General features: G+C 67.0%; 32 protein-coding genes. All 32 read right to left on the bottom strand.

From position 1 onward, the window contains the following. Positions 1-132 precede the first annotated feature (132 nt). The gene (locus AC0VYM_RS11920; protein WP_475462159.1) at positions 133-672 is read right to left on the bottom strand and encodes a hypothetical protein; all 540 of its coding nucleotides are present in this window, start codon (positions 670-672) and stop codon (positions 133-135) included. Continuing rightward, on the bottom strand, positions 665-1,051 hold the full coding sequence (locus tag AC0VYM_RS11915; protein ID WP_475462157.1) for a hypothetical protein: 387 nt from the start codon (positions 1,049-1,051) through the stop codon (positions 665-667). The genes AC0VYM_RS11920 and AC0VYM_RS11915 overlap by 8 nt, the downstream gene beginning before the upstream one ends. Beyond that, positions 1,045-1,335, bottom strand: coding sequence for a hypothetical protein (locus AC0VYM_RS11910; protein ID WP_475462155.1), 291 nt, complete (start codon positions 1,333-1,335; stop codon positions 1,045-1,047). Before AC0VYM_RS11910 ends, AC0VYM_RS11915 begins: the two co-directional genes overlap by 7 nt. Next, the gene (locus AC0VYM_RS11905; RefSeq protein ID WP_475462154.1) at positions 1,328-2,143 is read right to left on the bottom strand and encodes a hypothetical protein; all 816 of its coding nucleotides are present in this window, start codon (positions 2,141-2,143) and stop codon (positions 1,328-1,330) included. The genes AC0VYM_RS11910 and AC0VYM_RS11905 overlap by 8 nt, the downstream gene beginning before the upstream one ends. 26 nt (positions 2,144-2,169) lie before the next feature. Continuing rightward, entirely contained in the window at positions 2,170-2,574 is a 405-nt protein-coding gene (locus tag AC0VYM_RS11900; protein WP_475462153.1) for a hypothetical protein, read from the bottom strand. After that, positions 2,571-2,870, bottom strand: a complete 300-nt coding sequence (locus AC0VYM_RS11895) for a hypothetical protein (protein ID WP_475462151.1) — start codon at positions 2,868-2,870, stop codon at positions 2,571-2,573. The genes AC0VYM_RS11900 and AC0VYM_RS11895 overlap by 4 nt, the downstream gene beginning before the upstream one ends. Before the next feature lie 143 nt (positions 2,871-3,013). After that, positions 3,014-3,229, bottom strand: coding sequence for a hypothetical protein (locus AC0VYM_RS11890; RefSeq protein ID WP_475462149.1), 216 nt, complete (start codon positions 3,227-3,229; stop codon positions 3,014-3,016). Between the two features lie 25 nt (positions 3,230-3,254). Continuing rightward, positions 3,255-3,506, bottom strand: coding sequence for a hypothetical protein (locus AC0VYM_RS11885; RefSeq protein WP_475462147.1), 252 nt, complete (start codon positions 3,504-3,506; stop codon positions 3,255-3,257). A 140-nt stretch (positions 3,507-3,646) separates the two neighbouring features. Then, the gene (locus AC0VYM_RS11880; protein ID WP_475462146.1) at positions 3,647-4,336 is read right to left on the bottom strand and encodes a hypothetical protein; all 690 of its coding nucleotides are present in this window, start codon (positions 4,334-4,336) and stop codon (positions 3,647-3,649) included. Between the two features lie 101 nt (positions 4,337-4,437). Next, positions 4,438-4,680 carry a hypothetical protein gene (locus AC0VYM_RS11875; protein ID WP_475462144.1) on the bottom strand — a complete coding sequence of 81 codons (243 nt, stop codon included), beginning with the start codon at positions 4,678-4,680 and terminating at the stop codon, positions 4,438-4,440. 117 nt (positions 4,681-4,797) lie between these two features. Beyond that, positions 4,798-5,172: an HNH endonuclease gene (locus AC0VYM_RS11870; protein ID WP_475462142.1), complete on the bottom strand. Its 375-nt coding sequence runs from the start codon at positions 5,170-5,172 to the stop codon at positions 4,798-4,800. Between the two features lie 167 nt (positions 5,173-5,339). Continuing rightward, positions 5,340-5,585, bottom strand: a complete 246-nt coding sequence (locus tag AC0VYM_RS11865; protein WP_475462140.1) for a hypothetical protein — start codon at positions 5,583-5,585, stop codon at positions 5,340-5,342. Beyond that, entirely contained in the window at positions 5,582-5,884 is a 303-nt protein-coding gene (locus AC0VYM_RS11860) for a hypothetical protein (RefSeq protein ID WP_475462138.1), read from the bottom strand. Before AC0VYM_RS11860 ends, AC0VYM_RS11865 begins: the two co-directional genes overlap by 4 nt. A gap of 63 nt (positions 5,885-5,947) precedes the next feature. Next, positions 5,948-6,163 (bottom strand): hypothetical protein, encoded by a 216-nt coding sequence (locus AC0VYM_RS11855; RefSeq protein ID WP_475462136.1) that lies wholly within the window; start codon positions 6,161-6,163, stop codon positions 5,948-5,950. An 11-nt stretch (positions 6,164-6,174) separates the two neighbouring features. Then, complete coding sequence (locus AC0VYM_RS11850) at positions 6,175-6,669, bottom strand: hypothetical protein (protein ID WP_475462134.1); 495 nt, start codon at positions 6,667-6,669, stop codon at positions 6,175-6,177. Beyond that, the gene (locus AC0VYM_RS11845) at positions 6,666-7,097 is read right to left on the bottom strand and encodes a hypothetical protein (protein ID WP_475462133.1); all 432 of its coding nucleotides are present in this window, start codon (positions 7,095-7,097) and stop codon (positions 6,666-6,668) included. Before AC0VYM_RS11845 ends, AC0VYM_RS11850 begins: the two co-directional genes overlap by 4 nt. Beyond that, on the bottom strand, positions 7,090-7,542 hold the full coding sequence (locus AC0VYM_RS11840; RefSeq protein ID WP_475462132.1) for a hypothetical protein: 453 nt from the start codon (positions 7,540-7,542) through the stop codon (positions 7,090-7,092). The genes AC0VYM_RS11845 and AC0VYM_RS11840 overlap by 8 nt, the downstream gene beginning before the upstream one ends. A 500-nt stretch (positions 7,543-8,042) precedes the next feature. Then, entirely contained in the window at positions 8,043-9,326 is a 1,284-nt protein-coding gene (locus AC0VYM_RS11835; RefSeq protein ID WP_475462130.1) for a hypothetical protein, read from the bottom strand. A gap of 15 nt (positions 9,327-9,341) precedes the next feature. Then, positions 9,342-9,743 (bottom strand): DUF4314 domain-containing protein, encoded by a 402-nt coding sequence (locus tag AC0VYM_RS11830; protein ID WP_475462128.1) that lies wholly within the window; start codon positions 9,741-9,743, stop codon positions 9,342-9,344. Between the two features lie 60 nt (positions 9,744-9,803). Further along, positions 9,804-10,907, bottom strand: coding sequence for an AAA family ATPase (locus AC0VYM_RS11825; protein ID WP_475462126.1), 1,104 nt, complete (start codon positions 10,905-10,907; stop codon positions 9,804-9,806). A 153-nt stretch (positions 10,908-11,060) separates the two neighbouring features. Further along, complete coding sequence (locus tag AC0VYM_RS11820) at positions 11,061-11,264, bottom strand: hypothetical protein (protein WP_475462125.1); 204 nt, start codon at positions 11,262-11,264, stop codon at positions 11,061-11,063. Next, complete coding sequence (locus AC0VYM_RS11815; protein WP_475462123.1) at positions 11,261-11,428, bottom strand: hypothetical protein; 168 nt, start codon at positions 11,426-11,428, stop codon at positions 11,261-11,263. The genes AC0VYM_RS11820 and AC0VYM_RS11815 overlap by 4 nt, the downstream gene beginning before the upstream one ends. Further along, complete coding sequence (locus AC0VYM_RS11810; RefSeq protein WP_475462121.1) at positions 11,404-12,228, bottom strand: hypothetical protein; 825 nt, start codon at positions 12,226-12,228, stop codon at positions 11,404-11,406. The genes AC0VYM_RS11815 and AC0VYM_RS11810 overlap by 25 nt, the downstream gene beginning before the upstream one ends. Continuing rightward, the gene (locus tag AC0VYM_RS11805; RefSeq protein WP_475462119.1) at positions 12,221-12,496 is read right to left on the bottom strand and encodes a hypothetical protein; all 276 of its coding nucleotides are present in this window, start codon (positions 12,494-12,496) and stop codon (positions 12,221-12,223) included. Before AC0VYM_RS11805 ends, AC0VYM_RS11810 begins: the two co-directional genes overlap by 8 nt. A gap of 11 nt (positions 12,497-12,507) precedes the next feature. Next, a complete protein-coding gene (locus AC0VYM_RS11800) occupies positions 12,508-12,969 on the bottom strand; it encodes a hypothetical protein (RefSeq protein ID WP_475462118.1) in 462 nt (153 codons plus the stop codon). A 716-nt stretch (positions 12,970-13,685) separates the two neighbouring features. Continuing rightward, positions 13,686-13,943 (bottom strand): hypothetical protein, encoded by a 258-nt coding sequence (locus AC0VYM_RS11795; RefSeq protein WP_475462116.1) that lies wholly within the window; start codon positions 13,941-13,943, stop codon positions 13,686-13,688. Between the two features lie 181 nt (positions 13,944-14,124). Continuing rightward, positions 14,125-16,887, bottom strand: a complete 2,763-nt coding sequence (locus AC0VYM_RS11790; RefSeq protein WP_475462115.1) for a UvrD-helicase domain-containing protein — start codon at positions 16,885-16,887, stop codon at positions 14,125-14,127. Positions 16,888-17,587: 700 nt separating this feature from the next. Beyond that, complete coding sequence (locus tag AC0VYM_RS11785; RefSeq protein WP_475462113.1) at positions 17,588-19,510, bottom strand: AAA family ATPase; 1,923 nt, start codon at positions 19,508-19,510, stop codon at positions 17,588-17,590. Between the two features lie 159 nt (positions 19,511-19,669). Next, positions 19,670-21,346, bottom strand: coding sequence for a hypothetical protein (locus AC0VYM_RS11780; RefSeq protein WP_475462111.1), 1,677 nt, complete (start codon positions 21,344-21,346; stop codon positions 19,670-19,672). A 92-nt stretch (positions 21,347-21,438) separates the two neighbouring features. Further along, positions 21,439-22,449, bottom strand: a complete 1,011-nt coding sequence (locus AC0VYM_RS11775; protein WP_475462110.1) for a DUF4192 domain-containing protein — start codon at positions 22,447-22,449, stop codon at positions 21,439-21,441. A gap of 530 nt (positions 22,450-22,979) precedes the next feature. Continuing rightward, entirely contained in the window at positions 22,980-24,218 is a 1,239-nt protein-coding gene (locus AC0VYM_RS11770) for an AAA family ATPase (protein ID WP_475462108.1), read from the bottom strand. Between the two features lie 294 nt (positions 24,219-24,512). Continuing rightward, complete coding sequence (locus AC0VYM_RS11765) at positions 24,513-25,517, bottom strand: hypothetical protein (RefSeq protein WP_475462106.1); 1,005 nt, start codon at positions 25,515-25,517, stop codon at positions 24,513-24,515. Positions 25,518-25,562 lie beyond the last annotated feature (45 nt).

Here is a 25,562-nt window from a genome sequence, read left to right as displayed (position 1 = left end):
GCAACAGCAGGCCAGGACGTCCATCCATAGGCCTCTGGCACGGACGAGGTCGAGGAGGTCGGCGTAAGCGGGGGTCAGGGCGCGGGCGTGCCACCAGGTGATCTGGTCGGGCGCGGCGAGCAGGGGCGGCGATTACTTGCTGCTCTTGCTATTGAGGGCGACCTTGAGTTTCTTTGCGAGCTGGCACCCGTCACACGAGAACCCAGTGCCGAGGGTGTCGTGGCCGCCGGTCCCGGTGGCGGGGTAGGCGTGGGTGAGTCTCAGGTAGTCCTCGGCATCGCGGAGATGCGCCCGAAAGTGGTCGCGCTCGGTTTCCAGAGCGCGGACGCGTTCGCGCTTGAGCTGCCACGCCCGGGAGTTGCCCTCCTCGATAGCAAGCATGGACTCGATCTCCTCCTCCAGTTGGCGGACACGGGCGGTGCCGGGCCAGTGTGCTTGCCGGAGACCGTGTTTGCGGCCCTCCTCCCAGCGAGCGTCGAGGGCGGCGGTGATGACGGGCATGAGGGTGGTCGCTCGGTCGGCGGCGATCCTTTCGACCAGGGCGCGGGTAGCAGGGTCAACCTCCGTCCGGCGGCCGTTGGACTCCACCAGGGTCTGCTCGGCCAGAACCGCAGCGATCCGGTCGCGCAGGTCGGCGTCAGCTGGGGTGGATCCAGTAGTCCGATCACCCATAGGGGTTCTCCAGGGGTAGCTGGTGGGTGAGGGCTATGGCCTCGTCGTGACCTCCCACCGAAACCACGGGGTGACCGGACTCAAGTTCCCACGCAGCGCTTCGGGTACGCCTCAGTACCGGGGTATCAGTGAGCGCCCCGGGCCACGCGTACACCATGGTGCCCGCCAGGTACCGGGCGTTCCACTGTTTGGCGGTCAGGCCGGGGATCGGACACCGGCCAGCATGGGAGACGGACCGTATCCAGCCGGGGTTGCCGAACCAGAAGGATCGACGGGGCGGGGTGGCGGAGTACTCGATCAGGTCGCCGGGTTTGATGGGCTGGCCGCACAGGCGGTCACACTGGCGGGGTTTGCGGGCGCGGCGGGTGACGGTCAACATCCGTTTCGGTCCTTCGCGGCGAGGAGGGCGCGGGCGGTGTCGAGCGCGGCGACGCCGTTGGGCCGGTAGCGCTCCGCGAGCTCTTGGGCGTCGGCCAGCTGGTCTTCCAGGAACTGGACGCGGCGGCGGAGGTTTACGGTCTCGTCGTGCAGCTCGGAGATGCGGCCGCACGCCTCGTCGTAGCGGGCGGCCATGGTCGGCGCGTCGGCCCGCTCAGCGTGGACCCGGGCGACGGTGGCGTCGATGGCGGCCAGCTGGGCGGCGGTGAGGGTGTGGTCAGCCACGGTCGACCTCCTCGGCGGGGGTGGTGGCGTCGACGTCGATCTCCTCGACCAGGGGGCGGGCACGGTCCAAGGCGTCGCTGACCTCGTCGACGCTCCCGGCGCACGACACGTCGTCGAGGACCGCTCGCAACCGGCGCACCTGGTCCTCCAGCTCGCGGACCCGTTCGCACTTCGCCAGCCACGCCGTGCTGTTGGCCTCCTCGATGGTGAGCATGGACTCGATCTCCTCCTCCAGCTGGCGGACACGTGCGTCGCCGGGCCGGTGCGCCTGCCTCAGGCCGTGCAGACGGCCCTGCTCCCAGCGGGCGTCGAGCTCGGCGGCGACGACCTCCAGGACGTCGGTGAGGATCAGGTATGGCGTGGTCGCGGGCTGCTCGGCGGCGGTCGGCATGTGGCGGGACACCGCGGCCGCGATGGCCTCGCGAAGGTCGGCGTCAACCGGGGTCGGGACGGGTGCGATCTCGTGGGGGTCGTAGTGGGCGACCAGGCCGGTCGGGTCGTCGTCGAGGAGGACGCCGTACCCCTCACCTAGGGGGCTGGTCGGCGGGTAGTGGTCGGTGACGGTGCCGAGGGTCCCCGCGGGGATGTCTCCGTCTTCGGGGAGGGTGCGGACGCGGTCGCCGGTCCGGAAGGTCGCGGTGTTGGTGTCGTGGGGGTCGACACAGTCACGGCAAGGCTTCAGTGCTGGGGGCTCCTCGAACCGTCCGCCGCAGGATCCGGTGAAGGAGTCCTTCGGGTCGATGGCGGACCCTCCGCAGCGTGTGCAACCGTTGGCGGTCTTGGTCTCGTTGGTCAGGTCGGGGCTCATGTGGGTGCCTTTCAGAACAGGAGGGGTCAGAGACCGGTCCTCGGTGGTGGGAGTAGTCCAGGTGGTATCGAGGCGGGGTTGGCTGCGTCCGCGGGCGTGTTGAGACCGCGGGGATCCGGCCCGGCCTGCACCTCGTCCATGTTCTGGTCGGGTCCGAGGACAGGAGTCCAATCAGCACCAGTCTTCTGCCAGGTGTGCTCGCCAGAGGCGTAGAGGCCGTCAGGCAGCTCAGACAGGGCCGTGGGCCGACCGGGTGCCTCGGTGAGGGCGACGCGCGAGGCGATCTCCAACAGGCGCTCGTACTCGTCGGTGATGTTCTCGGCAAGCTTGAGGGCAGCGGGCAGGCCGGTCAGCTCTAAGCGGTCAGCGAAGAAGGAGTCCCTATCTTCGCTGGTAGCCAACCAGGTGCCGTAGGTGCCCAGCGCGGTCATGATGTTGGCACCATCGATGTTCCTTCGCCGTCGCAGAAGAACTCGAACTCGAAGGCACCCACCCGGCCCCGAACCCGGTTGTGGTGGGTGCGCAGGCGCTCGGCGACGGCACACGCCTCTGAAAGATCATCGCCGGTGAAGGCCTCGAACTCGTCAAGCATGTCTTGGGCGCTCGTCGCCGACTCATACGGATCGTTTGCGGGGTCGAGCAGGATCGTCAGCAGGGTCAGCTGCTCGGCCCCGAGTCCGAGCTCGAAGCTAACGCGGTAGACGAGTTCGAAATCGGGATCAACCATGTCGTGTTCTCCTGTTCGGTCCTGGTGGAGTGGTGGAGGTGGCTCCCAGGCCCCGTCCTCCGGACGCGAGGGTGGCCGGAAGGGCAGGCCCTGGGGTTAGCGGCAGCCCTGTGTTTGCACGGGCCCACTCCGCACGTCCTGAGCTACTCCGCGTCGGGCTCGGCCAGCTCTTGCAGGTGACCCATGGGGGGCGGGGTGCGGCCCTTGTCGGGGTAGATGACGTATTGCAGCGCGTAGCGGCATTGTTCAGACCGCGCGCGGGCAGCGAAGAACTTGTTGCAGAAGCGCTCACGGTCTTGGCGGGCGCGCTCGTACGTCACCTCCAACTCCACGTTCTTGGCCGGGGTGCGTGCGGCCACGAAGCGCTGACAACCGTGGGGGGGGTTAGTGGCAACCGTGGGTGCGGTCGTAGAGGTCGGCCAGACGCCCGATGTCTCGGGCGTCGTTGGCGCCGATGACAGCGCAGGCCTCGGTCAAGGCCTTGACGCGCTCCATCGCGCCGCTCAATCCCGCCCCCCATCGGGTGGTGTCGGTGTAGGGCCAGACCTCGCCCCGTTCAGAGAGGATCTCCACGACGACGCCCCACTCCTTGAGGGCCATCTCGATCAGGGCAGCGCGCTCGACCTTGGTGCTCACAGGGATCTCCGTTCGGTTGGTGGGGTCCTAGGACTGGTGGGTCGGGACGAAGTCGGCGTTGTACTCGTTGAGGGTGAATCCATGGCAGCCGTGCGCGGGGCGAGGTCCGCAGGGAGGTGGGTGGTCGTGTGGTCGGTGTTCTAGGCGCAGAACCTGCAGCGCGGGTTGAACTCCACCGCGCACATGCCGCAGGGGCCGACCAGCTTCCAGCGCTGGTCGGCGTCCCAAGCCTGCCCCAGGGGCAGGAGGCCGAGCTCGACCTCGGCCGCGTCTTGGAGGACGTCGACCAGCTCATCGGTGGGCTCGCCCGTGGCAGGGTCGATCAAGCGCGTGCTCACGCACAGCTCGGCCAGAGGCGCCTGAGGGTCATACCTGTCCATCGAGCGCGCCGACATCAGCGCGAGCCGCTCACCGCTGTCCTCGATCACGTCCTCGACGTGGGTCCGCTTGCCGTAGGTGGCGATCACGCCTCGGGCTCCCACCGCCATGTACAGATGATTGTGGGCACCCAGGACATAAGTCCGTGCGATCAACTCGGCCACCAGGGCGCGGTCCACCTGCGGGCTGGCCACCACACCCTGGGCTTCCAGGGTGATGGTGGGAAACGAGGTCGAAAGGATCGCCGCGCTCTCGGCGGGCCAGCACAGCTCCTCCAGTACCTGAACCAGGGCCCGCAGCGGGGTGGTGGCGGAGGTCGGGTGCGCGGTGATGTCCTCGTGCGCGGTGGTGTTGGTCCACACGTGTGCGATGCGGTCGGCGGCCGCGCCCACGCGCAGCACGCGCGAGGCGGCGATCTGGCTGTCGAAGAGATAGACGGTGTAGTCAGGCACGGTGTTCTCCTTCGTGACCTGCAGGCGCAGGCAAGCGCGGCGGTGGGGGATCGGCGATCGTGGTGATCCTCGATCGAGTTGCGTGGGTCAGCTCGGCCCGATCAGGACGAGATCCAGCCGAGGACCTGGTCGAGAGTGGTGGCGCCGTAGACCGTGTCCGCCTCAACCACCTCGGCGAGCCCGTCGTCGGGATGCTCGAGGTAGTGGTTCGTGGCATTGACGAGGAGGTTGAGTGCGTCGATCGTGCCTTCGTCGGGCAGGCTGGCGGCATCGGCGATGTCACCAACAGCCTGGTCGAGGGCTGCGGCGATCTGGTCGTGGGTGTACGCGGTGGGGTCGGGCATGTCAGCCCTCCTTGTCGGAGAGAGAGGAGCGCGAGGCGGTGCCGAGGTGGTCCCACACGATGTGGGAGAAGCCATGAGTGCCGCTCGTCCTGATGAGCTGCGAGTTGTCTTCGTTGGTTATGAGTACTTCCTTCTTCGCTGGCGCAGCCGCCACCGATAGAGAGGCGACGGCATGCGGTTCGACTTGCGGGCGTTGTGCCACTGGCAGAGAGCGGCTCCGTTCGAGAGTGCGGTCACCCCTCCCCTGCTCCAAGGGACGACGTGGTCGGCCTGGAGTTTGGTCGTCATCCGGCAGCGCGACCACAGCGGGTGCTTGTGCTCGCATCGCCAACGGGCTCGGGCGAGGAGGGCCTTCTTCTGTTCCCAGGTGAACAGGCGCTGGGGGTCGCGCCACCTGCGGTGTTGGCCGATCGCGTTGGCGATGATGGCGAGCGGGACGAAGGCGAGGAGGATCGTCGCGAGGACAATCAGTGGGTCGGGGCTCGGGTCCACAGGCGGCTCCTGAGATCGGGGGCGCTGGCGGGGTGGGCGCCCGTCAAGACGGGGTCAGTCGGCGCGCGCGGGATCAGCCGGGCGGGTGATGGGCGGAAGTCCGTCAGCGAGGCCAGGTCTGAGATGCCCCGCCCAACGAGGAGGTCTCCTCTCGGACGGGGCCTTCATCAGGACCAGTAGTCGTTCACGTCGCGCTCCATCTGGTAGCGAACGGAGCGCCCGTTCAGCTCGGCTGTCCGCACGACTTCGGGCATCGAACCGCCGAGCGATTGCCAGTGGATCTTCGCCCCGGGCACTTCGTCGGGCACGGCCTCGGAGATGGCCACCGCGATCAGCGTCTTCAGCTCCTCGGTGTGCCAGCGGTCAGATGGAGCCTCTACGGTGAACACCACCCGGATGCGCTTGGGCTTCACGTGTTCCCCCTGCCCATCTGCCACAGGTGGTAGTTCTCCAGGGCGATGTCCCGTTCACGATGGGAGTCGTAGGTGCCGAGGATGACGTCGCCCTCGACGTACCGGGCGAACCCGTAGACGTCGGCCTGCGGGTCGTCGTAGGCCGCCACGATCACGTAGGGCCAGTCGCCCATCTCCTCCCCCTGCCAGTTGGGGATGACCTTCCAGTCGTCGGACAATTTGCCCATCCAGTCGTAGCCGTCGTCGCAGTACCAGACGTGCGGCAGGCCGGGCAGTCGATCGTTGTCGATCTTCACCATGCTGGTGCTCCTCAAGGGGAGGCCCCGGCCGCGCGCATAGCGCGGCGCCGGGGCCGGGCTGGGTCAGAGGCGGGTGTGGATGACGCGGACCCGGTACAGACACGCCACCGCCAGAGCGGCGGTTTCGTCGTCCAGTTGGACGGCCAGTTCGCGGTCGGCCATCAGAGAATCGGCCACGGTCGCGAGGTAGGACAGGGGGACCGTGATCTCGATGTCCCCGACCTCGCCCGTCAGCCCTAAGGTCACGGTGTCGTCCACTCCGATGAGGACCTTGGACACCGCCGTGACCTTCACTTGACGATCCGCTCGGGCTCGCCGGGCTCGGCGAGGAAGAACCCGGTATAGAAGTCCCGGAGCTCCTTCTGCGCCGCCCGGTAGAACTCCGGGTTCTCCCGGGGGAAGGACTTACGGACCTCCATCATGGCCCTGTGGAGCAGGCGTGCCACGTCTCGGTTGACCACGTGGCGCTTGCACGGCAGGCAGGCCGACCACAGGCCGTTGTCGTTCGCCTGGTAGCCGTCGTCACCCTCGCCCGCGACCACCGTGAGGAGCTTGTTCGTACGGATGGTCCACTCCCAGTTGGGCGCCGAGCAGAAGTCGCAGCGACGCGCCACGTCGGCCGTGTCGGCCGGTGCGGGGACCGGATCGTGGTCCGCGCTGGACCCGTGCGCCCACACCCACGTGCGCTCGCCGTCCGGAGCCGTGAACTCGATGGTGTTGATGAGGTCGCCGCAGACGGAGCATGCCGTCACCAGCCCGGTCATGGGGTTCTCGATGCCGCTCACTGGTTCTCCTCCTTCGGGAAGAGGAGCTGATCCTTCTCTTCGCGGAACCGGTCCCAGGTGAACAGGCCCTTGTGGTGGGGCAGCAGGGGTTCGCCCTCGGGGGGCAGGTCGAAAGGACCGCCTCCGTGGAGCCGCCAATGCGCGGCGGCGATCACGTCGGTCGCGGCGTTGCGCTCGGCGGGATCGGTGAACACGCGGGTCTCGATGTCGCCCTCGGTATAGCTCGCCACCGCGAAGACCCCGTTCCTCCGGTCGTCAAGGTGGACGACAATGACCAGCGGCCAGGAGCCGAGGTCCCACATGTCCAGGCCCCAGCTCGGCACGCTCTTCCAGCCGAACCTCAGGGCGTCGATCCAGTCGTAGCCGTCACCGACCAGCGCAGTGGGCAGTGCGGGCACGTGCAGGTGTGCGGGAGTCAGCTCAGACACGGCGCTCCTCCAGATCCACACCGGGGACGACCTCGCGCGCGGGGGCGGGGGTCCACCCCAGGTCGCGCCTCACCATCAGCCGCGGGGTCGCGACGGTGCTGGCGTTGCCGACCTGGAGAGCGGGGTCAGCGGTCGTGGGGGTGACCAGGCGCTCCAGGTCGGTGAGGCAGAAGGAGTCCCACAGCGTCGCAGCGTCAGGAGCGGGACGCCAGTATCCGTAGGCCATCCACTTCTGCGTGTCGCGGTCCTGCCAGACCTCGGCCACCCACCAGTCGGCGAGGAACGCCGAGTAGTGCAGGTGGATGACAGTGTCGGCCTGGGCTAGCTCCTCCTGATCGAACTTGCCGGGGATGTCGGCGAGGTTCGCTGGGAGGAAGTCATGCCCTCGCGCCTCGGGCTGCGTCTGGACCGAAGCGGTTTCGCACAGCGGGTTGTTCTCGTACATTGGGACTGCTGCCTTCCTGATTCGTCGGGTGGGACAAGCACGCCCAGGCCGGGCACGGGTCTCTACTTCGCTCCCGGCCTGGGCGGTCAACACTGGCGCCGCTGGTCCTGTTGAGGGATGGGACCAACGGCGTCCGTGCGTTCCGGGGTCGCCCCTTCGGGCGACGGGTAGTGGTGGTCCAAGGCGTGCATGACCGCGGCCTCCACGGAACCGTGGAAGCCGGTCACCAGCAATGCCGTGCGCGCCGATCACGTAGAACCCGACACCGCGCAACTGCCGGTGGACCTGGGAGTAGCGCCCATCCAGCTTCGCCGCGAGGGCCATGAGCGAATCCGAGCCCGGAACCACGGGCGACTCCTGGGTTCCAGGTGGGCGGTCATCGGGGCACGGTCAGTCCTTCGCACTCGGCATCGCAGATAGCCGATCGAGAATTCGTCGGAGAAGGGTGGCCATGGTGGTTCCTGAGTGAACGAGGACAAATGAGGGTCAAGCCAGGCCCCTTAACAGGTCCGTCCCTCACGCTCGGAACGCACGGCGGCCCAGTGGGCGAGGACCTCCCGGCGGTCGAGAGCCCGCTCGGCGGAGGCCATCTCGCGGTCGATCGCCTGGTCCAGGCGGGCACGTGCGCTCTCGTCGCCGTGTTCACGGACGAGCTCGGTGAGCTCGTGGACCGAGACGCGCAGCTCCTCTCGAGCCTGAGGCACCGCCATGATCTGCTCGCGGGCCTCAAGGGCGCCAGCGGCCACCGAGGCGTCGGGCGCTTTGTGGTCGAGGATGCTCACGTCGATCACGGGCTGGGCCGGTCGGCTCTGCACCCGGTTCTGACGGACGAGTACGTAGGTGTCATTGACGCCACAGCGCTCGACGTGCTCGTTCCACAGGCGCGCCGTGAGGTCGAGCGCGTAGCAGGCGAACAGGAAGTGGACGTTGTACTCGCGCAGGTCCCACTCCCAAATGTCGGAGCCGACCTCGTCCTCATGCTCGGCAAGCCACGTGTGGGCTTCCGGGACGCTGTCGGCGTGCCACCTGGCGTCGTCGAGGATCTCCTCTCGGCGCTCGGTCGGCGTCACACGCGGGACCTCGACGTCGGCGAGCTCCCTGTAGTCGTGCTCCTCGACTAGGGCGGCGAAGATCTCATCATCGATCCCATCGACGCTCCAGAGGGCGGACAGCGCGGAGCGGGCAGCCTCGTTGCGCTCCCGCCGCAGCGTCGGGACGTGGTCCTTCGTCGGGCGACGCACGCCGAGGGCAGCGCAGCTCTCCTCGGCTGCCCAGTGCGCCTCGAAGAGCTGCGCTCGCGCGCCCTTGTCGAGACCTCGGAGTTCGTGGATGCGTGTCAGCAGCGCAATCTGGCGTTCGCGGAAGTCGCCAGCCTCGGTGCCGATCTCATCGTGCTCCTCAAGGTGCTCTCGCACCTGCTGCAGGAAGAGGTGGGGCTCGTATCTCTTGATGTCAACGAGATCGCGGCCCTGCAGCTTCTCAGCCCAGTACCGCACGTCGATGCGCGGCGCGCCGTCGGGGTAGGCAGCGCTCTTGCCTGCGCGTGAGAAGAACGCCAGCATGTCGGGCTCGCGGGCGAAGACATGGCCGTCGGCGACGTCACCGGAGGTGGCCAGGTGCCCCGGCCACGTCGTGACGTCCCACGACCACATCCGGGTTCCGGGGGCTTGGACGCGCAGGTGGCGATACAGCCCGTCGTCACGGAGGATACGGAGCTCGTGGTGCTCGGTGTTCCTACGAAAGTCGGCGTAGGCCTGGGGGTAGGGGTTGACGGGGCGCGGCATGGAGCACCTGCTCTTTCAGTCGAGGGTCGGGCAGCCGGAGTCGTGGGGCTGCTTCCAGTCCGTGCCGCAGTGCGGACAGTGGTCGAATCCGACGCCGTGTGCCGTGGCGTCGACGCCGGTGCCGCGGCAGTCCGGGCAGGTCTTGCCATCGGGTGACGAACCTCCGGCCCAGCCGCGCTCGGACCGGCCCGTACCCTGGCAGTTGAGGCAGGGCGAATGGTCGTCGATGATTTCGTAGGGATCGGTGATGAGCAGGATCAGGCCCCGACCGGAGTCCCAGTCGACGTGGATCTGCCCGACGGCGGCATGAACGCAGAGGACCGTGCCGATAGTGCCGATCGGCAGCGGGCTCGGGTCCTCAGGCATGGTGCCGGTGAGGCGAACGCGATCGCCAGGTTGCGGAAGTTTCGCAGGCATGGTTCCTCCTCGTTGTGAGCGGCGTGAGCAGGCAGGGACTGGTCGAGTTGGTGAAGCGCGCTAGAAGTCGATCGGGTGCTTCGGCGGCCGCCGGAGCAGCACCGCCGTGCCTGCGAGGTTGGGCACCTTGGCGTCCTCTCCAGCATCGGCACGCTCCTCGCCAGTGCGCGTGTCGAAGAGCTCGAAGGCACCGGGGGGTAGCGCGTAGCCATCCGAGGTGGGAAGGGCGTTGCGCATACGCAGGCGTAGCCCGAGGTCCAAGCACCAGCTCTCGATCGACTGCAGCGCGTCGGGGTCGAAGAGGTCGAGCTCGCCCTCGATCTCGTCGGTCTGGCCGTCGGGCCAAGAGATGACCGCGTGGACGGGATCGTGGCCACGACGGCTAGTACGCTTGATGTTGAGGTCGCCGATGACTGCGGCGAAGTCCTCCCCCAGTCTCAGCTCGAAGGCGATGGCGCGCAGGTGGTCGAAGTTGAGATCGATCTTGCGCGAGAACTCGACGACCGCCGAGACCTGCTCCCCTGCGATCCCGGGCACCTGGTCGCGCAGGTACTCGGCGACGGACTCGGGCCCCGGGTAGGCGAAGCGCATGTGGTAGTGGAACCGGCCAGGGCGGTTGAGGATGTAGTCGCTGGTGCGGTGGAGCGAGTTGACCGAGAGCACGTAGAGGCGCTTCGTCGTCGAGAGACCGTCAAAGAGGGAGAGGAACTGGTTCTGCGGCGCCTCGTCGTCATCGACCGGCGCGAAGACCTTCTCGAACTCGTCGAAGACCACAAGGCATTCGCCGAGTTCGTCGAGAAAAGAGGCAAGGTCGGGCGTCGAATGCTGGACGAGGACCGTCGGCAGCTCATGCTCCTCACGCATCTTCTCAGCGAGCATACGGATCATCAGCGACTTCCCCATGCCCTTGTCACCGGAGAGAATGACGCCAAGCGAGCGGTCCATCGCGGCGTAACTGCCGGTGATCCGGCCCACGCGCGCGGCGTGGTCGCCGTAGACGGCCTCGTCGCCTGGGGACAGAGGCGCGTTCTCGTGGAGGCTGTAGCCGGTCATCTTCGAGAACTGGATCGTGTACGTCGCGACGGGGAGCCGGTCAAAGGTCTGGACCGAGTCGTCGTACAGGCGCAGAGCGCCGCCGGAGGAGACAACGGTGGTGGCGGGCATGTGTACTCGCTTTCACAGGAGGGGTGGGTGGTGGGAGGGCATATGCTCGGCGCACCCAGCCTTAGGCGCCTGACAGGCCGATACATGGCGTAGGGCTCGCCGAGGTCGACGTCATCGCGACGGCTGGCAAGAGCAGGTTGGACAACAGCCTGGTCAGCCGGTGCTCGTTTCGTTGCCCGGGGAATCGAAGCATCGCTCGGCGTGCTCGACGAGGGCCTGCTGGCGGTCCGCCGCCCAGGGCAGGAAGCGCGCGACGACGCCGTGGCCGTCGCCGTAGTTGGTGATGACCGGCTGCAGACGCAGCGGGCCCTCGGGGCGCACCGGGCGGTCGGTGTCGGCGATGATCTCGGTGATCATCCGCCGGTTGCCCTCGTCTTGGCGCTGATCCCGGCGAGAGCGCGGCGTTTGACGTAGGGCCAGCCGTGGGTGCGCAGGAACTTCAGGACGGTGGTGTTGTGGCCGCCCCGCAGGACGGGCGGGGCGGCCAGGTGGGTGGTCAGGTGTCGCGCCGGGGGCCGCATTCGCCCTCGTGGGCGACGCGGCGCGCGCAGGTGACAGTCGCTCCGTCGGGCCGGTCGATGGTGACTCCGCAGTACCGGTACTCCTCGACGCGCACGGCCTGGTCGCGTTCGCGGGCGGCGTCCTCCAGGGCGTCGACGCGGTCGTGCAACCGGTCGACTCGGCCCTGGGCGACCTCCAGGAGGCCGAGGCGGCGGGTGAGGTTGTGGATCTCGGTTTCGGCGTCGATGAGTCGGGTGGCGGCCTTGCCGTCGGTGTCGTCGAGGAACCGGGTGTGCCGCTCCTGGCGCCGCATGTCGGACTCGAGCTGGGCGACCCGGCAGGCGAGGCATCCGAGGTCGGTGCACGCGGTCGGGTCGTGGCGCTCGGCGTCCGACTGGGGCTCCGGTGCGGGGTCGGTGCGTAGGACCTGGCGGAGGCCGTTCCGGACCTCGACGGTGTTCTCGGTGTCGCCGTCGGGGAGCAGCGGCAGGGTGCGGATCGCAGTGGCGGCCTCGGCCTGCGCTTCGGGCTGGAGGTCCCACCGGGGCTGTATCGCGGCGAGGGCTCGCTCGCGCATGGACACGGCACCACGCAGCTCGGAAGCGAGCCGAATCTGGTCGATTTCCTCAGCACTGAAGACCTTGTGCCCGGTGTCCCCGGCGGCGGCCAGGATGGCGCGGGCCAGGCGCACGGCTTCCTCCCCGGTGGGGATGTGCGTGGTGATGGTCCCCTCGCCCTCGGCCACGAGGCCGATGATGTCGTCGGTGACGGTAAGCCGGGTGTCGTTGAGATCGGTGTGGGTGAACAGGGGGTTAGGCACGGTCGTCCTCTTCCTGGGCGCGGTGGTGGGCGCCCTTGGCGGCGGGGATGATGTCGTCGGCCCTGGCCGTCAGCCGGGCGACCAGCTCGCGTTCGGCGGCCAGGTCCTCCCGGAGTTGGACGACGGTGGCGGACAGACGGCGTGCCCGGATGACGGCCAGGTCGGCGCGGACGCCCCGGGCCAGCCACCCGATGGCGGCGGCCCCGAGGACGGCGACACCGAGGGAGTAGGGCATGGCGGCCTCGACGAGGGCGGCGAGCGCGGTCACAGGTCCCTCCCCTACGTGTCGGGGTGGGCGGTGATCTCGTCGGCCAGGGCGGCGGCGTCCCCCTCGAGGAGCGCCCGCAGGTCCGCGCCGGTGGCGCCCTCGGCGTCGTCGAGCTCCTGGGCGGCGCGCTTGAGCCGCTCCGCGAGAGCCTGCTCGGCGTTCGCGATGGTGATGACCGTGACGGGGATGCCCTCATAGGAGCCCCTGATGACGAGGTGCTCCTCACCGCCGAACATTCTGGTGGAGACCACCGGACCGGCACCGATGACGCGTTGCCACGCGGCTATGGCCGGGCGGCGATCCTCCTGGGCGCCGAACAGCACACCGGCCAGGGTACGGCCGTCGGGGGCGAGCCCCCAGTGAGCGGCGGGCGCGTCCTCCTGGACCAGCTGGAGGAGGGTGGTCGCTGTGGTCACCTGGTCGAACTCAGCCCGGGGGCTGCGGAGGGATCGGGGGTCTGTAGACTCGTACATACGAGAACCTCGTTTTCTCGTCACGCCTCCGACCGGGTCACGACCGGTGCGGGGCCCTTCTGTGTGTGTGGGGGGGGACAGGAGGCGCGGTAGGCGCCGGCTTCTTCGCCAGGTCACGCAGTGTGCTCGGCTGCGGCCAGGTCGGGTGGGGTCATGACGCCCAGGGTCGACCTGCGTTTTCCAGCAGGGGTGGGCACGTAGACGTCCACGCTGCGCTGCGGCAGAGCTTGGCCACAGAACTGAGGGCCTGGCCGGAGCAATTCGCACGCGCGGGTCGGTTCAGGAGCACGAGGCCCTTGAGCTCCGGGGTCGTGCGCGGCAGCCAGCCTGTCGGCCGTCGGCGGGTAGTGGTCGCGGAAAGCGATCCTGCCCCGGTCGATAACGATGAGGTCGTGGGCGAGGTCGGCGTCATCGACGATGCCGCGCGAGTCGAGGGCGATCTTGGGACGTCTTCTGGGGTGAGCGGATGAGCGTTGCCGTGCGCGTTCTCGTGGGTGTCGTTCACGGCGTGCAGTGCACCCTCGGTCTCAGCCTCCAGCTGCCGAACGCAGTCGTGGCCAGGCTGTTATGCCTGCCGGAGCCCGTGGAGGCGGCCCTGCTCCCAGCTGGTGGCGCACTCGGCATCGGCGATCGCCATGACTGCGTCGGCCGCCGCCTCGAGGGCCCGCCGGGCGTTGCCCCCAGGCTCGGCGGCGGTCAGAGCAGGGGCTCAGGGGTCACCGGACTTCCTGATTGGAGTCGGCGATCAGGTGCGGGTAGCCCCAGGGTTCCTGGGCGACAACCAGGACCGGCCCGCCCGAGATCTGGCGGAAGTCGAGGCTGTACTCCATACACCACGGGCCAATCGAGTCCGCACCCGAACCCCCGCCCAGTAGGACCTCCTCCTTGCTGGGAATTCGCCACTGCTCCTCGGTGTAGTACTTGCCGCTTGGCTTGAAGAGGATTACCTCGGCGGTGTTCATGGTGGTGGTCATGTTGCAGCTCCGGTGAGTTCGTTAGCAGTGTGGGCAACGTGGTAAGAGTCGCAGTCGGGGGCGATGCAGGACACCAGCTGGGCGTTGACGTCGAGGCGTAGGGACAGGGCGCCTCGAGGTTGGGTCAGTCGTCTTCGGTGATGGCCTGTCGTGCGAGGGCGACCAGCTCGTCGGCGGCAGATCACACCGCCTGGGGCACCGACTCGCCCGCGGTCTCCTCGTCGTCGACGAGGTGCGGGTCGATGTCCAGCGCCTCGGCGCGAGCGCGCCGCTGGCGCTCAGCGGCCTCGGCCTCCCGCGCCTCGAGCAGGTTGCCGATGGCCTCGTGAGTCGACACGATCACGGGCTTGTCCGTGGTGCCGTAGGACAGGACGTACTCGGTCTTCTTCGCTCGGGTGAAGGCAACGTAGTAGAGCCGACGCACGTCCTGGGCCATCGCTTTGTCGTCCTTGTGCAGGATCACAGCGTTGTCGAATTCGAGGCCCTTGACGCCGTGGATCGTCGAGACGACGAGGTCAGCCTTCTCGTCGAGATTCTTCTCCTTGCGTGCCCGGTTGCGGGCCTCCGTCAGCGACTTCTTGACCGCGTTCTGGGAGATCTCGAAGGCCAGAAGGTTGTCGCGCAGGCGCGTGAAGAATTCGGCGGACGGCATGGAGCCCTGGTGGACCAGGTTGACCCAGGCGTTCGTGGTGGTGGCGTTCTCCAGCCACCACTTGGAGACGAGTTCGAGCACGGCGCGCTCGACCTTCGGGTTGCCGACGTTTTTCGTTAGCTTCTCCATGTTGTCTCGGATGCCCTGGGTGACGACGAACGTGGCGTTGTTCGGCGGGACCTGGAGGACGTCATTCCAGAAGAACTTGATGTACTTGGAGAAGATGTCGGTGGCGAAGACGCGCTCGGACACCAGTGAGGCGACGTGGCGGCCCGGATACTTGGATTCGAGCACCGCATGCATGAGCGCGACCTCCCGGCGGGTGGACGCCAGGAAGACGACTTGCTCGCCGCGGGCCAGGCAGGGATCGACGTACTGCGGCAGCACCCGGTTAGCCAAGAGCGGGCTAAGCTCGCCGGAGAGAAACCCGCGCATCTGGGGCAGGTGCACGTAGTCGAGCCTGACCTTCTCCTCGAATGAGGCTTTGGTGGGTTCCTCCAGCGAGTTCGCCCGCAGCTGGATCTGTGCGAGTTGGTTAGTCTCCAGCTCGCCGAGGACGACGTTGGCGAAGTCCAGGATCTCCTGGTTGCTCCGGTAGTTCGTCGTCAGCTCGTAGGTGGCGAACACGCCCGAGCCTTCGAGCGTGTTCAGCGCCCGGGGGTTGGCCGAGCGGAACTCGAACAGGGTCTGGCTCGCATCGCCGACGATGTACAGCGACTGGTGATGTTTCGCCACGTACTTGAGCATGTAGATGAACTCGAAGACCGAGTTGTCCTGAACCTCGTCGATGATGAGGTGGCGGCAAGCCACGTGGGCGGGCTCGGCCATCTCGTCGATGCGCTGGTAGCAGATGATGATCTCCAGCTCGAGCGAGGTCTGTCCGATGGCGTCGAGCATGGCCATGACTCGGTTGTAGTGGCGCTCGACGAAGGTGTTGAGCGACGTCGCTGCCCCGACCTTGTTCCTGTCCACGTCGAGCAGGCGCGCTCGGAAGTCCGCGGCTACCTGGCTGGTGGGGAAGAAGATCTCGAGCGAGTTGATGATGGTGTCGATGCTCGAGATGTCGTGGCCGGAGTTGTTGAGCTGGTAGATGTCGTTGATCATCGCGGCGATGGTCATCGACCCCACGTCGGGATTGCGCTCCTTGATGTTGTCGGCGGCGGCGTTGGTGAACGACAGGACCGTGATGTCGCCCGGGTCCACCCCGCAGGCCACGAGGTGGGCGATGCGCTCGATGATCGTCGAGGACTTGCCTGTGCCTGCACCGGCGCGCACCATTACCAGCGGTTCGGTGGTCGAGACGCAGGCGACCTGTTGCGGCGACAGGTACTCCGGTAGGGCCGGGGGCGGGTTGGGCGGGAACAGGCGCGCCAGCTGCGGCTTGATCGCGTCGAGGTCGGCCAGGGTGTGGTTCATCAGCAGGTTGAGGTTCTGCTTGGCCAGGATCTGGGCGACGTCGGGGTCAAAGGCCGCGGTCAGCGCCTGGTGGATGCGACCGTAGGCTTCCAGCGGCACGTTGTAGTTCTCGAGGTAGCGCAGCTGGATGGCGAGCGCGTTGAGCACGTCCTTGTCGAGGGAGGCGACGTCGGCGATGTAGGCGTTGACTTCGGCGGCGATGGCCCCCGAAGACCAGGTCTCGGCCAGGCGCACGATCCGGTCGTGGATCGGGTACTCGTTCATCCACGTGTCGAGGGAGTCGAGGTTCGTCGCGGTGATGCCCAGCCGACCCAGCGCAAGGAAGATCGTGTTGACGGCCGTCTCCATCGGGCTGGTGTCCCAGTCGAGGAGCACCGCAGCGTCGGTGACGGCGAGGTTGGTGCCCTCGGCCAGGCACACGACGCGCTCGGGTTCAACCATGCCGACGCGCATGAGCACAAGCTCGGTGCGGTACTGGATGGTCAGCTCGTGCTTGGTCGGCTTGGAGGACTTGTCCTCGCGCAGCACCAACGCTTGGGGGGTCATGTCGAAGACGGCCTCCCAGTCGTCGGAGTCGGTCTCGACGACGAAGCGCTCGTCCGCGGCAGGCGTCGGCAGCGTCGCAGTCGGCAGGGTTTCGAGCGCGCGGCGGGTGATACCAGCCAACGGCAGGGTCACGACAGTGATGTCGTGCTGAGTGGTCGTGGTCTTGAGCTCGATCCGGGCCGGGGTCTCGACGCTGGTCGCGTCGACGGGGCGCAGCCCCTGGTTGAGGCGACCGGTCTTGTTGCCCGAGCCGTTGAGCTTGGAGCTGAAGAACTTCGCGTCGACCTTCTTGGCCTTCGTCGGGTCGAGGTCGTCGAGCAGCAGAGGCATGGGTGTCGTCCTTAGGTGAACGCGGTCGGCGGACCAGCGAGGGACCACCAAAGAAAAGGATCATTTAACTCATCATTTAAATGATGTCATAAATGCCCCAAGAGGGGCATTAGATGGACCATCGAAGAAGGGCGAGTGGGGAGAAGGCGCTCATAAGAGGCAGAGCCCAGGCCGCCAGGCAGCCTGGGCTCTGCTCCTCTCAACCCACCCGCAGGGGCCGTGAGGCCCCTGTCCGGCTCGGGCACACCCGAGGGCACGGAGATCATGCGTATCCGACTTACCCTCAAAAGAACGGATCGGCGGCGTCAGTCGCGGCGGTCGACGAGGGTGAACTCCTGCGGAATCGCCTCGACCATGCGACCTGAGGCGTTGGTGCGGAGCAGACCGAGCATGCGGCAGTCGTCGCATTGGGCGCTGGCGCACACATTCCGGCATCGGCGACCTGCTCGCTCTTGTCCTCGGACTTGATGGTGGCGACGGTGATGATCACGCGCGTCGGCAGGCTCCACATCCCGGGAAGGAGGAGTTGGGAGGCGGGCGGCGTAGCCCCGCGGCTGTGGTTTCTCGTAGGGCGGTTCGGCTGAACGACCGCGCCACCTTTGTGACGTAGATTTGCAGTACGAACGCCGAAGCCGAAGACCTCTCCACTCGAACCGCGCTCCCCCGACCACGTCAGCGGTTGTCCTCGGGGGCCTCCCCCTCAGTCACCCTCGACGATCGTGCGGGCGATCGCCGCACTGGTCTGGGTCTTTGCAGCCTGGGCTGCCATGAGCCGGTCCTCGATCCAGGACCTGACCGCCCTAGAGGCGGGCCGGGCTCCCTGGGAGTCGACGTAGGCGGTCTCTGCCAGGGCCCGCAGCTCATCGTCGGGCATCACCGCAGGCAAAGCCTGAGCGAGCCTGGGTTTGGCGTCGACGATCCGCGCCACTTGGCTCTCGTAGTTGGCAGCCATGATCTGCCGGAACACGACCTCGTCGATCTGGTTGAAGCCCACGATCAGCGAGAACCGACCCAGCAGTTCGGGCTCGAAGTGCTTGGCGAGCTCTGTGTTCAGACTCTGCTGCGAGACGACCCTCGGGCCTGAGATGAAGCCGATCGAGCTGCTGCTGAGAGCTTCGCGGGCCGCATTGGTCGTGACGATGACAACGGCCTTGGAGAAGTCGAGCAGCTTCCCGTGCGCATTGCGGATGTAGCCCTCGTCGAACGCCGAGAGGAACAGTCGCTGCACCGCCATGTCGGCCTTCTCGAACTCGTCGAGCAGGACGACGCGGTGCGGGTTGGACTCGAGCGTGTCAAAGGGCAGCTCCTGGTCGGAGTCGGATCCGATGTAACCCGGAGGTGCTCCGATGATCTTCGCGGTCGAGGACGGGGTGTGGTACTCGGTCATGTTGAGCACGATCGGCTCCTGGCCGGTCATCTGCTCGGCGAGGATCTTCGCGGTCTCGGTCTTGCCCGAACCCGAGGTTCCGGCGAACAGGCACGTGAGCGGGGTCTTCGTCGGGAAGATCCCGAGCTCCTCGCGGGCGATGCGGTCGGCGACCTTCTCCAGGACCTCGTCCTGGCCTTGGAGCCGATCGAGCAGCGTCGTGCGCAGCGTCGCGGCGTCGAAGTCCGGGCGTTGGGCGTTGCCTGTCATCAGTGACTTGGCGACGTCGAGGACGCGCGTGGCCGTCAGCGGCACCTGCGGAATCGACCGCAGGGTCGCCACCAAGGCCCGGTCGCCGGCGGCCTCGGCCTGGGTGATGAGCTTCTTCTGCTCCAACACGCGGTCGGCCATCGAACGGTCGAGCAGCGTGATCGCGCTGTCGGGCCGGTGGGCACTGGCCTTCGAGTTCGCCTCGGCGATCTTGACCGTCTCGGCCAACACGTCGTCGGAGACTCCGATCTGGTGGCGGTAGTGCGCCATCAGGCCGGGCCGGACGGTGCCCAGGACCGCGAGCGTCTGCTCGACGGTCAACTCGTCGACGATGAGCTGGGTGAAGCGGCGGGCGAAGGCCGGGTCCTCATCGAAGGCACGCGACTCGTTCGAGGTGGTCGCGCCGATGACGCTCATCTGCCCGCGGGCCAGCGCCGGCTTGAGGATCTGGCTGATCTTGCGGTTGGCCGGCACGCTGTGCGAGCTCGATCCGCCGGTGATCTGGTGGATCTCGTCGATGAACAGCAGGGCCCTGTTCTTCGGGTCCGAGGCGAAGTCGACGACGGCCTGGACCTTCTCCTCCAGCTGGCCGACTATGCCGGAGTCGGCGACGAGGTTGGTCACCGACAGCTCGTAGACCGTATGGTCCTTGAGCAGGTCCGGGATGAGCGAGTCGCCGAGGGCGATGCGGCGGGCAATATCCTCGACGATCTTGGTCTTGCCGACGCCAGCTGAGCCCTTGAGCAGGGCATTGGGCTTGTTCTTGCTGATGAGGGTGGCCAGCGTCTGCTGGATGAGCGTGTCCCGGAAGAGCGTCGGGTCGGCGTCCTTGAACTTCTCGTTGTAGTCGACGAGCAGCTCCTTGACGGCGTCGTCGCTTTGGCTGCCCGGGGAAAAGGGGCCTCCCATGCCGACGCCGTTGCCGCCGGTCGGTGGGCCGCTGCTGTTCGCGTCATCGTTGTCCTGGGTGAAGTTGGACAGTCCCATGGTGAGACCTCCTTCGGTGGGTGCCGGGTCGAGGCGGCGCTGATGGGTATGAGCGATCCCGGCGGTGAGTGCAGACGGATGAGAGATGAGGCGGCCGATCCCGCAGCGCCGCCTGTCGGATCAGGGTGCGCTGCGGGCCGCAGCCGTGCGCTCGGCCGGTCAGACCACCATGCCCAGCAGCTTCTGGCGGATCGACGGGTCGATGTGGTGCATGCCGTCGGCGAAGTCCCTGGCGGACTGGACCATGAGGGTCCAGTCCTTGGCCGAGCACGGCGCGTAGTACAGGTTCATCGGGTGGTCGACGCGGACCGACGGGGGCGGCCACTCGAAGTCGGTGATCATCAGGCTCAGCTGCCGCTTGCGCTTGTTCGACGCGTTGATGTAGTCCCAGACCTGCTTGAACTCGGTGCCGCCGGTGACCTTGGGCACCTGGCGGAACTCCTTCCAGATCTGGCGCAGCGACTTGTTCTCCACCCTGAGCAGCGTCTCCTGGGAGAGGAAGTGGCTGAACGAGTTGAAGTACAGGTTGACGTTGAGCTTCTTCGCGATGCGGATGAGCATCATCACCGCCTCCTGGTAGTTCTCCTCGGAGATCGACCCGGAGGTGTCGATGTAGACGTGCAGGTCCGGCATGTACTGCACCGAGCTGATCCGGCCGGGCTTGTTGAAGTCGTCCGGGTCGCGCCTGTTCGTCTTGAGGAACGTCGTCCTCGTGGTGCGGTAGACGTTCTGCGACCTGTTGACCTTGCCCATGCGGCGCAGCACGCGAGTGATGTCCTTGAACAGGTCCAGCTTTGTGGGCGGGGCCTTGCGGAACTGCACCTGCGCGGAGCGCGAGCCGGACTGACCTGGCTGCTGGTTCGCGCCCATGGCTGCCGCCTTAGCGACGGCCCGCGGCAACGAGGTCAACTTGGAAAGCGCCGAGTTCGAGACGACCTTCACCGGCGAGACCAGCGACTGGTTGATGAGGTTCCACTCCCCCGTGACCTGGGGCGCGGAGGCGCGGGCGTGCGCCTCGACGTTGACCAGGACCACGGACTTCGGGCAGAACAGCTCGCCGACTGTGAACGGCAGGACTCCGACATCGGAGGTCTGACCGCGCTGCTGGCCGACATAGGTCATCAGCATGTGCATCAGCAAGCGTGGGAAGGACAACTCGTCATTGCCGTCAGAATCGTCCTTGCGCAGCAGCAGGGACTCGGTGAGCCCCTTGAGCGAGAGCTTGGTGAAGTCGCCGACCAGCTTCAGGGTTCTCGTTGGCACTGGCGAACTAGCGCCTCCCAGAGCTTGGGCCTGAGTGGACAGCCAGACCTGGAAGCCGTCGAAGGCAGCGGCGGACTGGAACCAGAACCCGAGCGTATCCGGGTGGAAGGCGTAGGCCACAGAGGCGAAGAACTCGCTCTCGTCGGCCGAGCCGGCGAGCAGTCCCTTGGCCGCAGGGATCACGTCGGACTGGGCGGTGTAGATGACACGGGGCCCGGGTGCGGGCATCTTGTTCCGCTGCCCCGCCTGGACGGCGAAGAGCTCGCTGACTGGCAGGGGCGTGGTCTGATCGTAGTTGACCATCGTCTGGCCCAGCAGCTCCTTGGCGACCTTCTCGGCGCTGGTGTTGACGCTGTCACCGAAGCAGGACATGAGGATCCTCGGGACGTCGTCGGTCAGGTCCGTGCCGGACCCGTCGACGATCGCGGCGGGCGCGTGCGGGCTTAACGGCTCGAGCAGCGGGTCCACCAGCGCCTTCTGGAGGGCGGGCATCGGGTCGTAGTTGCCGGTGCACGTGATCGTGTGGACCGCGTCGAGGACGGCTGGCTTCTGATTGGTGACGGTAATCGTCATCGCGGTGGTCTCCTTCTGAGGTCAGGGGGCTGCTGGGGGCCACCCCCAACTGCGATGGGGACGGCCCCGCTTGTGCTAGGCGCCGCCAGTCGTCACTGGGGTTTGGCGTCCTCTTCCTGACGGTCGCGGACGGATTTCGCCCACAGCCGCGCGGGCGTGCCCGCTTTCAAAGCGCTCAGGATGAGCAGGGCCATGCGGTATTCAGCGTCAGCGGCCAAAGCCACATCCAGCGCGGCCAGAGCGAACGCGAGATCCTGGTTCATCCACGCGGCAACAGCGGTCAGAGTGGCGGGGGCTGCCCTGTCAGGTGTGGTGACGGCCCGCGTCACTCGGCACCACAGGTCCCGGTGAACGTGAGCCGTCTCGGAAGTGATATCGATCCACGTAGCGTCACGTACCTGGAAGTCACGCAGAACCACGGCCAGACGAACCAGTTCACCGAGCCCGCGCGGGCCGGTGTTGGTGCGCTCGGCGTCGATGGCGCCGCGCACCAGCGCCATTCCGCCGTCGGCCAGGCGCTCGGTGTCGGACTCGGCGTCAAGAGTGGCCTGCGCCACCGCCCCGGGCCGCATGGGCGCGTCAGGTTCCAGGAGCCGCCGGTTCTTGGCGATCCGCTCTGACGTTGACAGAGATCGACCCCCGTGGGCTACCAGTCCCCGCACGACCGCCTCAGCGGGCCCCGGGGATCGGGCGGTGTCAAGGTCGGTACCTTGTGGCGGGCAGCATCCCGGAACCTGGCACGTGTAGGACCAGTAGCGCCCTTCGTGTGCCCGAACGGCTTCCCTGACCTTCAAACGGTGCGTGGAGGCGGAGGCGCGAATCGCATCGATGTGTGGGGTGATGACGTTGCCGGTGCCGTAGCCGACGACAATCAGGCCATCGCACCCCTCAGAAGAGAGCCAACGCACGGCAGAGTCGGCGGAAGCCGCGGCGGTATCGGTCTTGTTGGCGTTCAGGTCACGCACCGCGATCGAGTGCACGCGTCCGCCGTGCAAGGAGAGAATCACCAGGCCGGTCGTGGGCGGCTCTCCTCCCAACAGGTAGGGCAGGGTCATAACGACATCGTTGGGTGAGGTCAAGCGCAAAGGGTTCTCGGTGTCCACGGGTCTTCGTCCCTTCGTGTGTGTCCCGGGTGAGCGAAGGTCACGCCCCGGTGGCCGACCACAGCAGGTTGCTGCTGTGAGCGATCAGCGCAGCGCACCGCAGCAACGGGTTCGGTCACGGCCTCAGGTACCGGGGTCACCAGTGCGGGCGCGCTTGTGTCCGCTACCCCTCATCAGTTGTTCGGGGCTTCCCCGCGTGGGTTCGGCGTCCTCGGACCATCCCGGCCACGTAGGTCATCGAGTCGGGCAACGTGTCAGTCCCAGCAGGGCCGAGGCCAGGGGCACCACCGACTCAGCTTCCATTTCGCACATGGCGGGGGAATCACCCTGGGGTTGTGCTCCCACACGATGTGACCCAATTCGTGAATGAGGGTCCTGACAGCTTGGGTCGGGTCGCTGACACGCACCGTTCGGGTATCCCCGACAACCCACAGAACCCTTCGCAGGCGCGGTCACGCCACGAAGGGTTCTGTGGGTTGTCGGGGAGCAGGGAGCGACGGAAGCCGCTCCCTGCTGCGGTGCGGCCTCGATCAGAGGAATGCTGAAAGGATGGGCTTGGCCGCGTTGGCGACCGGCGCGTCGATGTCCAGGAAGGCTTCCAAATTCTGGCGGTCGACCTGCTGGCTGGTCACCATCTCGATGAGGGTGCGGGTGTGCTCCGGCTCGATCTGGGTAGCGGTCTGCGCCAGCTGCTCGATCAGGCGGGCGTTGTCCGAGTTCTCCTTGAGGGCGTACAGCAACGCGCCAGAGACCTCTTTCTCGGTGAGCTCTGCGATCTTCCTGGCCAAATCCGTGACCGTACGCGCGGCCTTGAGCTCCGCGTAGCAGTTCGGCTTCGGGACGTTGACCCGGTTGGCGGCGGTCGGGCCCGAGTTCGAGGCAAGGTCCTCGGCGATGGTGGCCACCACCTGGGTGGTGAACATGGTGTCGCCGGTGTAAGCCTCGATGATCTCGTTGAGCTCGGAGGTCTCGCGCCCGCCGATCTGGACCGGGGTCGCCAGATGGTTGGCAAGGTCCTGGCGGTCGGCTGCGTTCAGCCACTTCGACAGGTAGTCGATTGTGCGCGGCGTGGTGAGCTGGTTCATCTCCTCGCCACCATCGAACAGCTCGGCCATGGTGACGTTGCCGTCGTCGTCCTCGTTTTGGCCGTCGGCGACGATCGCGTCCGGCGTGGACTTCTGGAAGATCAGCGCCGGGTACTGCGTGAGCACCTTCTTCACCCACGGGTTCAGATTCGGGATGACAGACATCAGGGTCGAGGCGTCGGGCTCCACGTGGAAGATGGCGAACCGGGACAGACTCGCCTCATCCAATGTGGTGACGTTGCCCTTGTCGTTGCCAGCGACGACGATACGCACGTTCTTCGGCAGCTCGACATGGCCCATGCGGCGCAAAGTCACCAGAGTGAGTGCGCCGGAGGTCACATCAGAAGTTGTGCGGTTGATCTCGTCGAGGAAGAGGATCGGCCATTCGCGGGGATTGGCCTCGGCGTAGTCGATCGCGTCCTGGATGACCTGGTGGGGATAGAAGACCTGCTTGTAGCTTTCGGTGCCGTCGTCCTTGGTGTAGGGCACGAGGCGCGCCCCGGTGAGGTCGGCCTTGTCAGCGAGCTGGTTGCAGGGTAGGACGAAGGCTTTGGTGTCCATGCTGTAGGCGAGGTCCTCAACAAAGGAGCTCTTTCCGATGCCGGGCTCACCCATGAGCGCCGGTGTCGCGCCAACCTCGAGGGCTTGCCGGACGAGCTTGGTCAGGGTGTCGGTGAACTTCACAGTGAATTCCTTTAATGATGGGCGAGAGGGGCTACTTGACCATCGGGCTGGGCGTTGCGAGCAGAGGGCCGGAGACGGAGCAGGGCGTTCCAGGGGAACCGTTCACAGGTCACGCCAGCGGGCTTGCTGGGACCATGACGGTTCGGCTCTGCGGTCGAGAACGAAGACCTTTGCCGTGAGGCGGTGCGGCCCTGCCTCAGCACCGCCTCCATCCCCGGATCGCGTTTCGCGATCCAACCCCCACACCGGGCAAAGCCGAGCCAGCAGCGTTCAGGCAGCACCGACGGACCGCTCCTACGTCCGCGCCTGCCGATCGGCGACCAGCGAGGCCGCACGGTCGAGCAGATAGGGTCGCCCGTTACGCGTCTCCGTGTGCTTCGCTCGTTTGGGTAGCACCTCGACGGCGGCGGTATAGAGAAGCCAGGCCTGGTCGCTGGCCGAGTAGCGCGTCTGCCTCATCCCGGCATGGAGGTTCATCGCTTGGACCTGTTCGGCGTAGAGCGTGCCGAGGACGGAGAACTCCCAGCGGGAGCGGTCGTGGTCGAAGTCGGACAGATCCTTGCGCCGCTCCTCGGAGCCGGTAATCGCCGCGGCGACGATGTCGTGCGCACCAGGGATGTCGGGCATCTCCTCGTCGGTGACGATCTCACCGGCGGACCCGGCGGCGCTGGGGCGGGCATTCTGGGCCAAGGCGGAGTAGAGGTCCTCGAGCGAGGCGAAGTGGGCCGACGGCCCGTCACCCGCACATCCTCCGGCCACGGGCCTGCGGGTGAAGGTGATCCAATGGTCGAGGAGGATCTCGAACCATCCGTTCCTCTCGCGCAGGACGCGCTTGTGGGCTGCGTGCGGGAAATCGTGGAGGTTCTTCGGCCGCGGCATGACCAAGTGGTATCCACGCCCCGACATCGAGGTCTCGGCCCAGAGGACGCCGGGCAGGCGCAGCAGATCGACCGCGAGTTCGGGCGGGCAGTCGGGCTCGACGTCGACGACGACGACTCCGTCGCTGTGTGACTGTAGGTAGTAGGCGTGATTGGCCGCGTTGGGCAGGGCGGCAACGAGCTCGTCGAGGCTCACCAAGCAGGTCGAGTCGAGGGCGAAGGCCCCACGCACAGGGCCGTCGTGCTGGCACCCCGGACGGCAGCCCTCGAGGAGATGGCGGACATCGATCGGCGCCTTGCTCCCGGAGTCAGGATCGGCGCCGATCCGCCCGGACACCGTCCAACGCCGCACGGGGGCCAGCGTCTGGATGGTCGGGTTGGCATAGAACTCCGGGAAGAGCGCGAGCGGATCGACGGTCACATCAACTACCTTCGTGTGTAGGCGGGTCGGGGGAAGAAAGACGAG

It is taken from the genome of Nocardiopsis sp. iso_237 (assembly GCF_056173345.1).
Note: the sequence above shows the minus strand (reverse complement) of the source record. Positions and strands in the feature narration are given on the sequence as shown.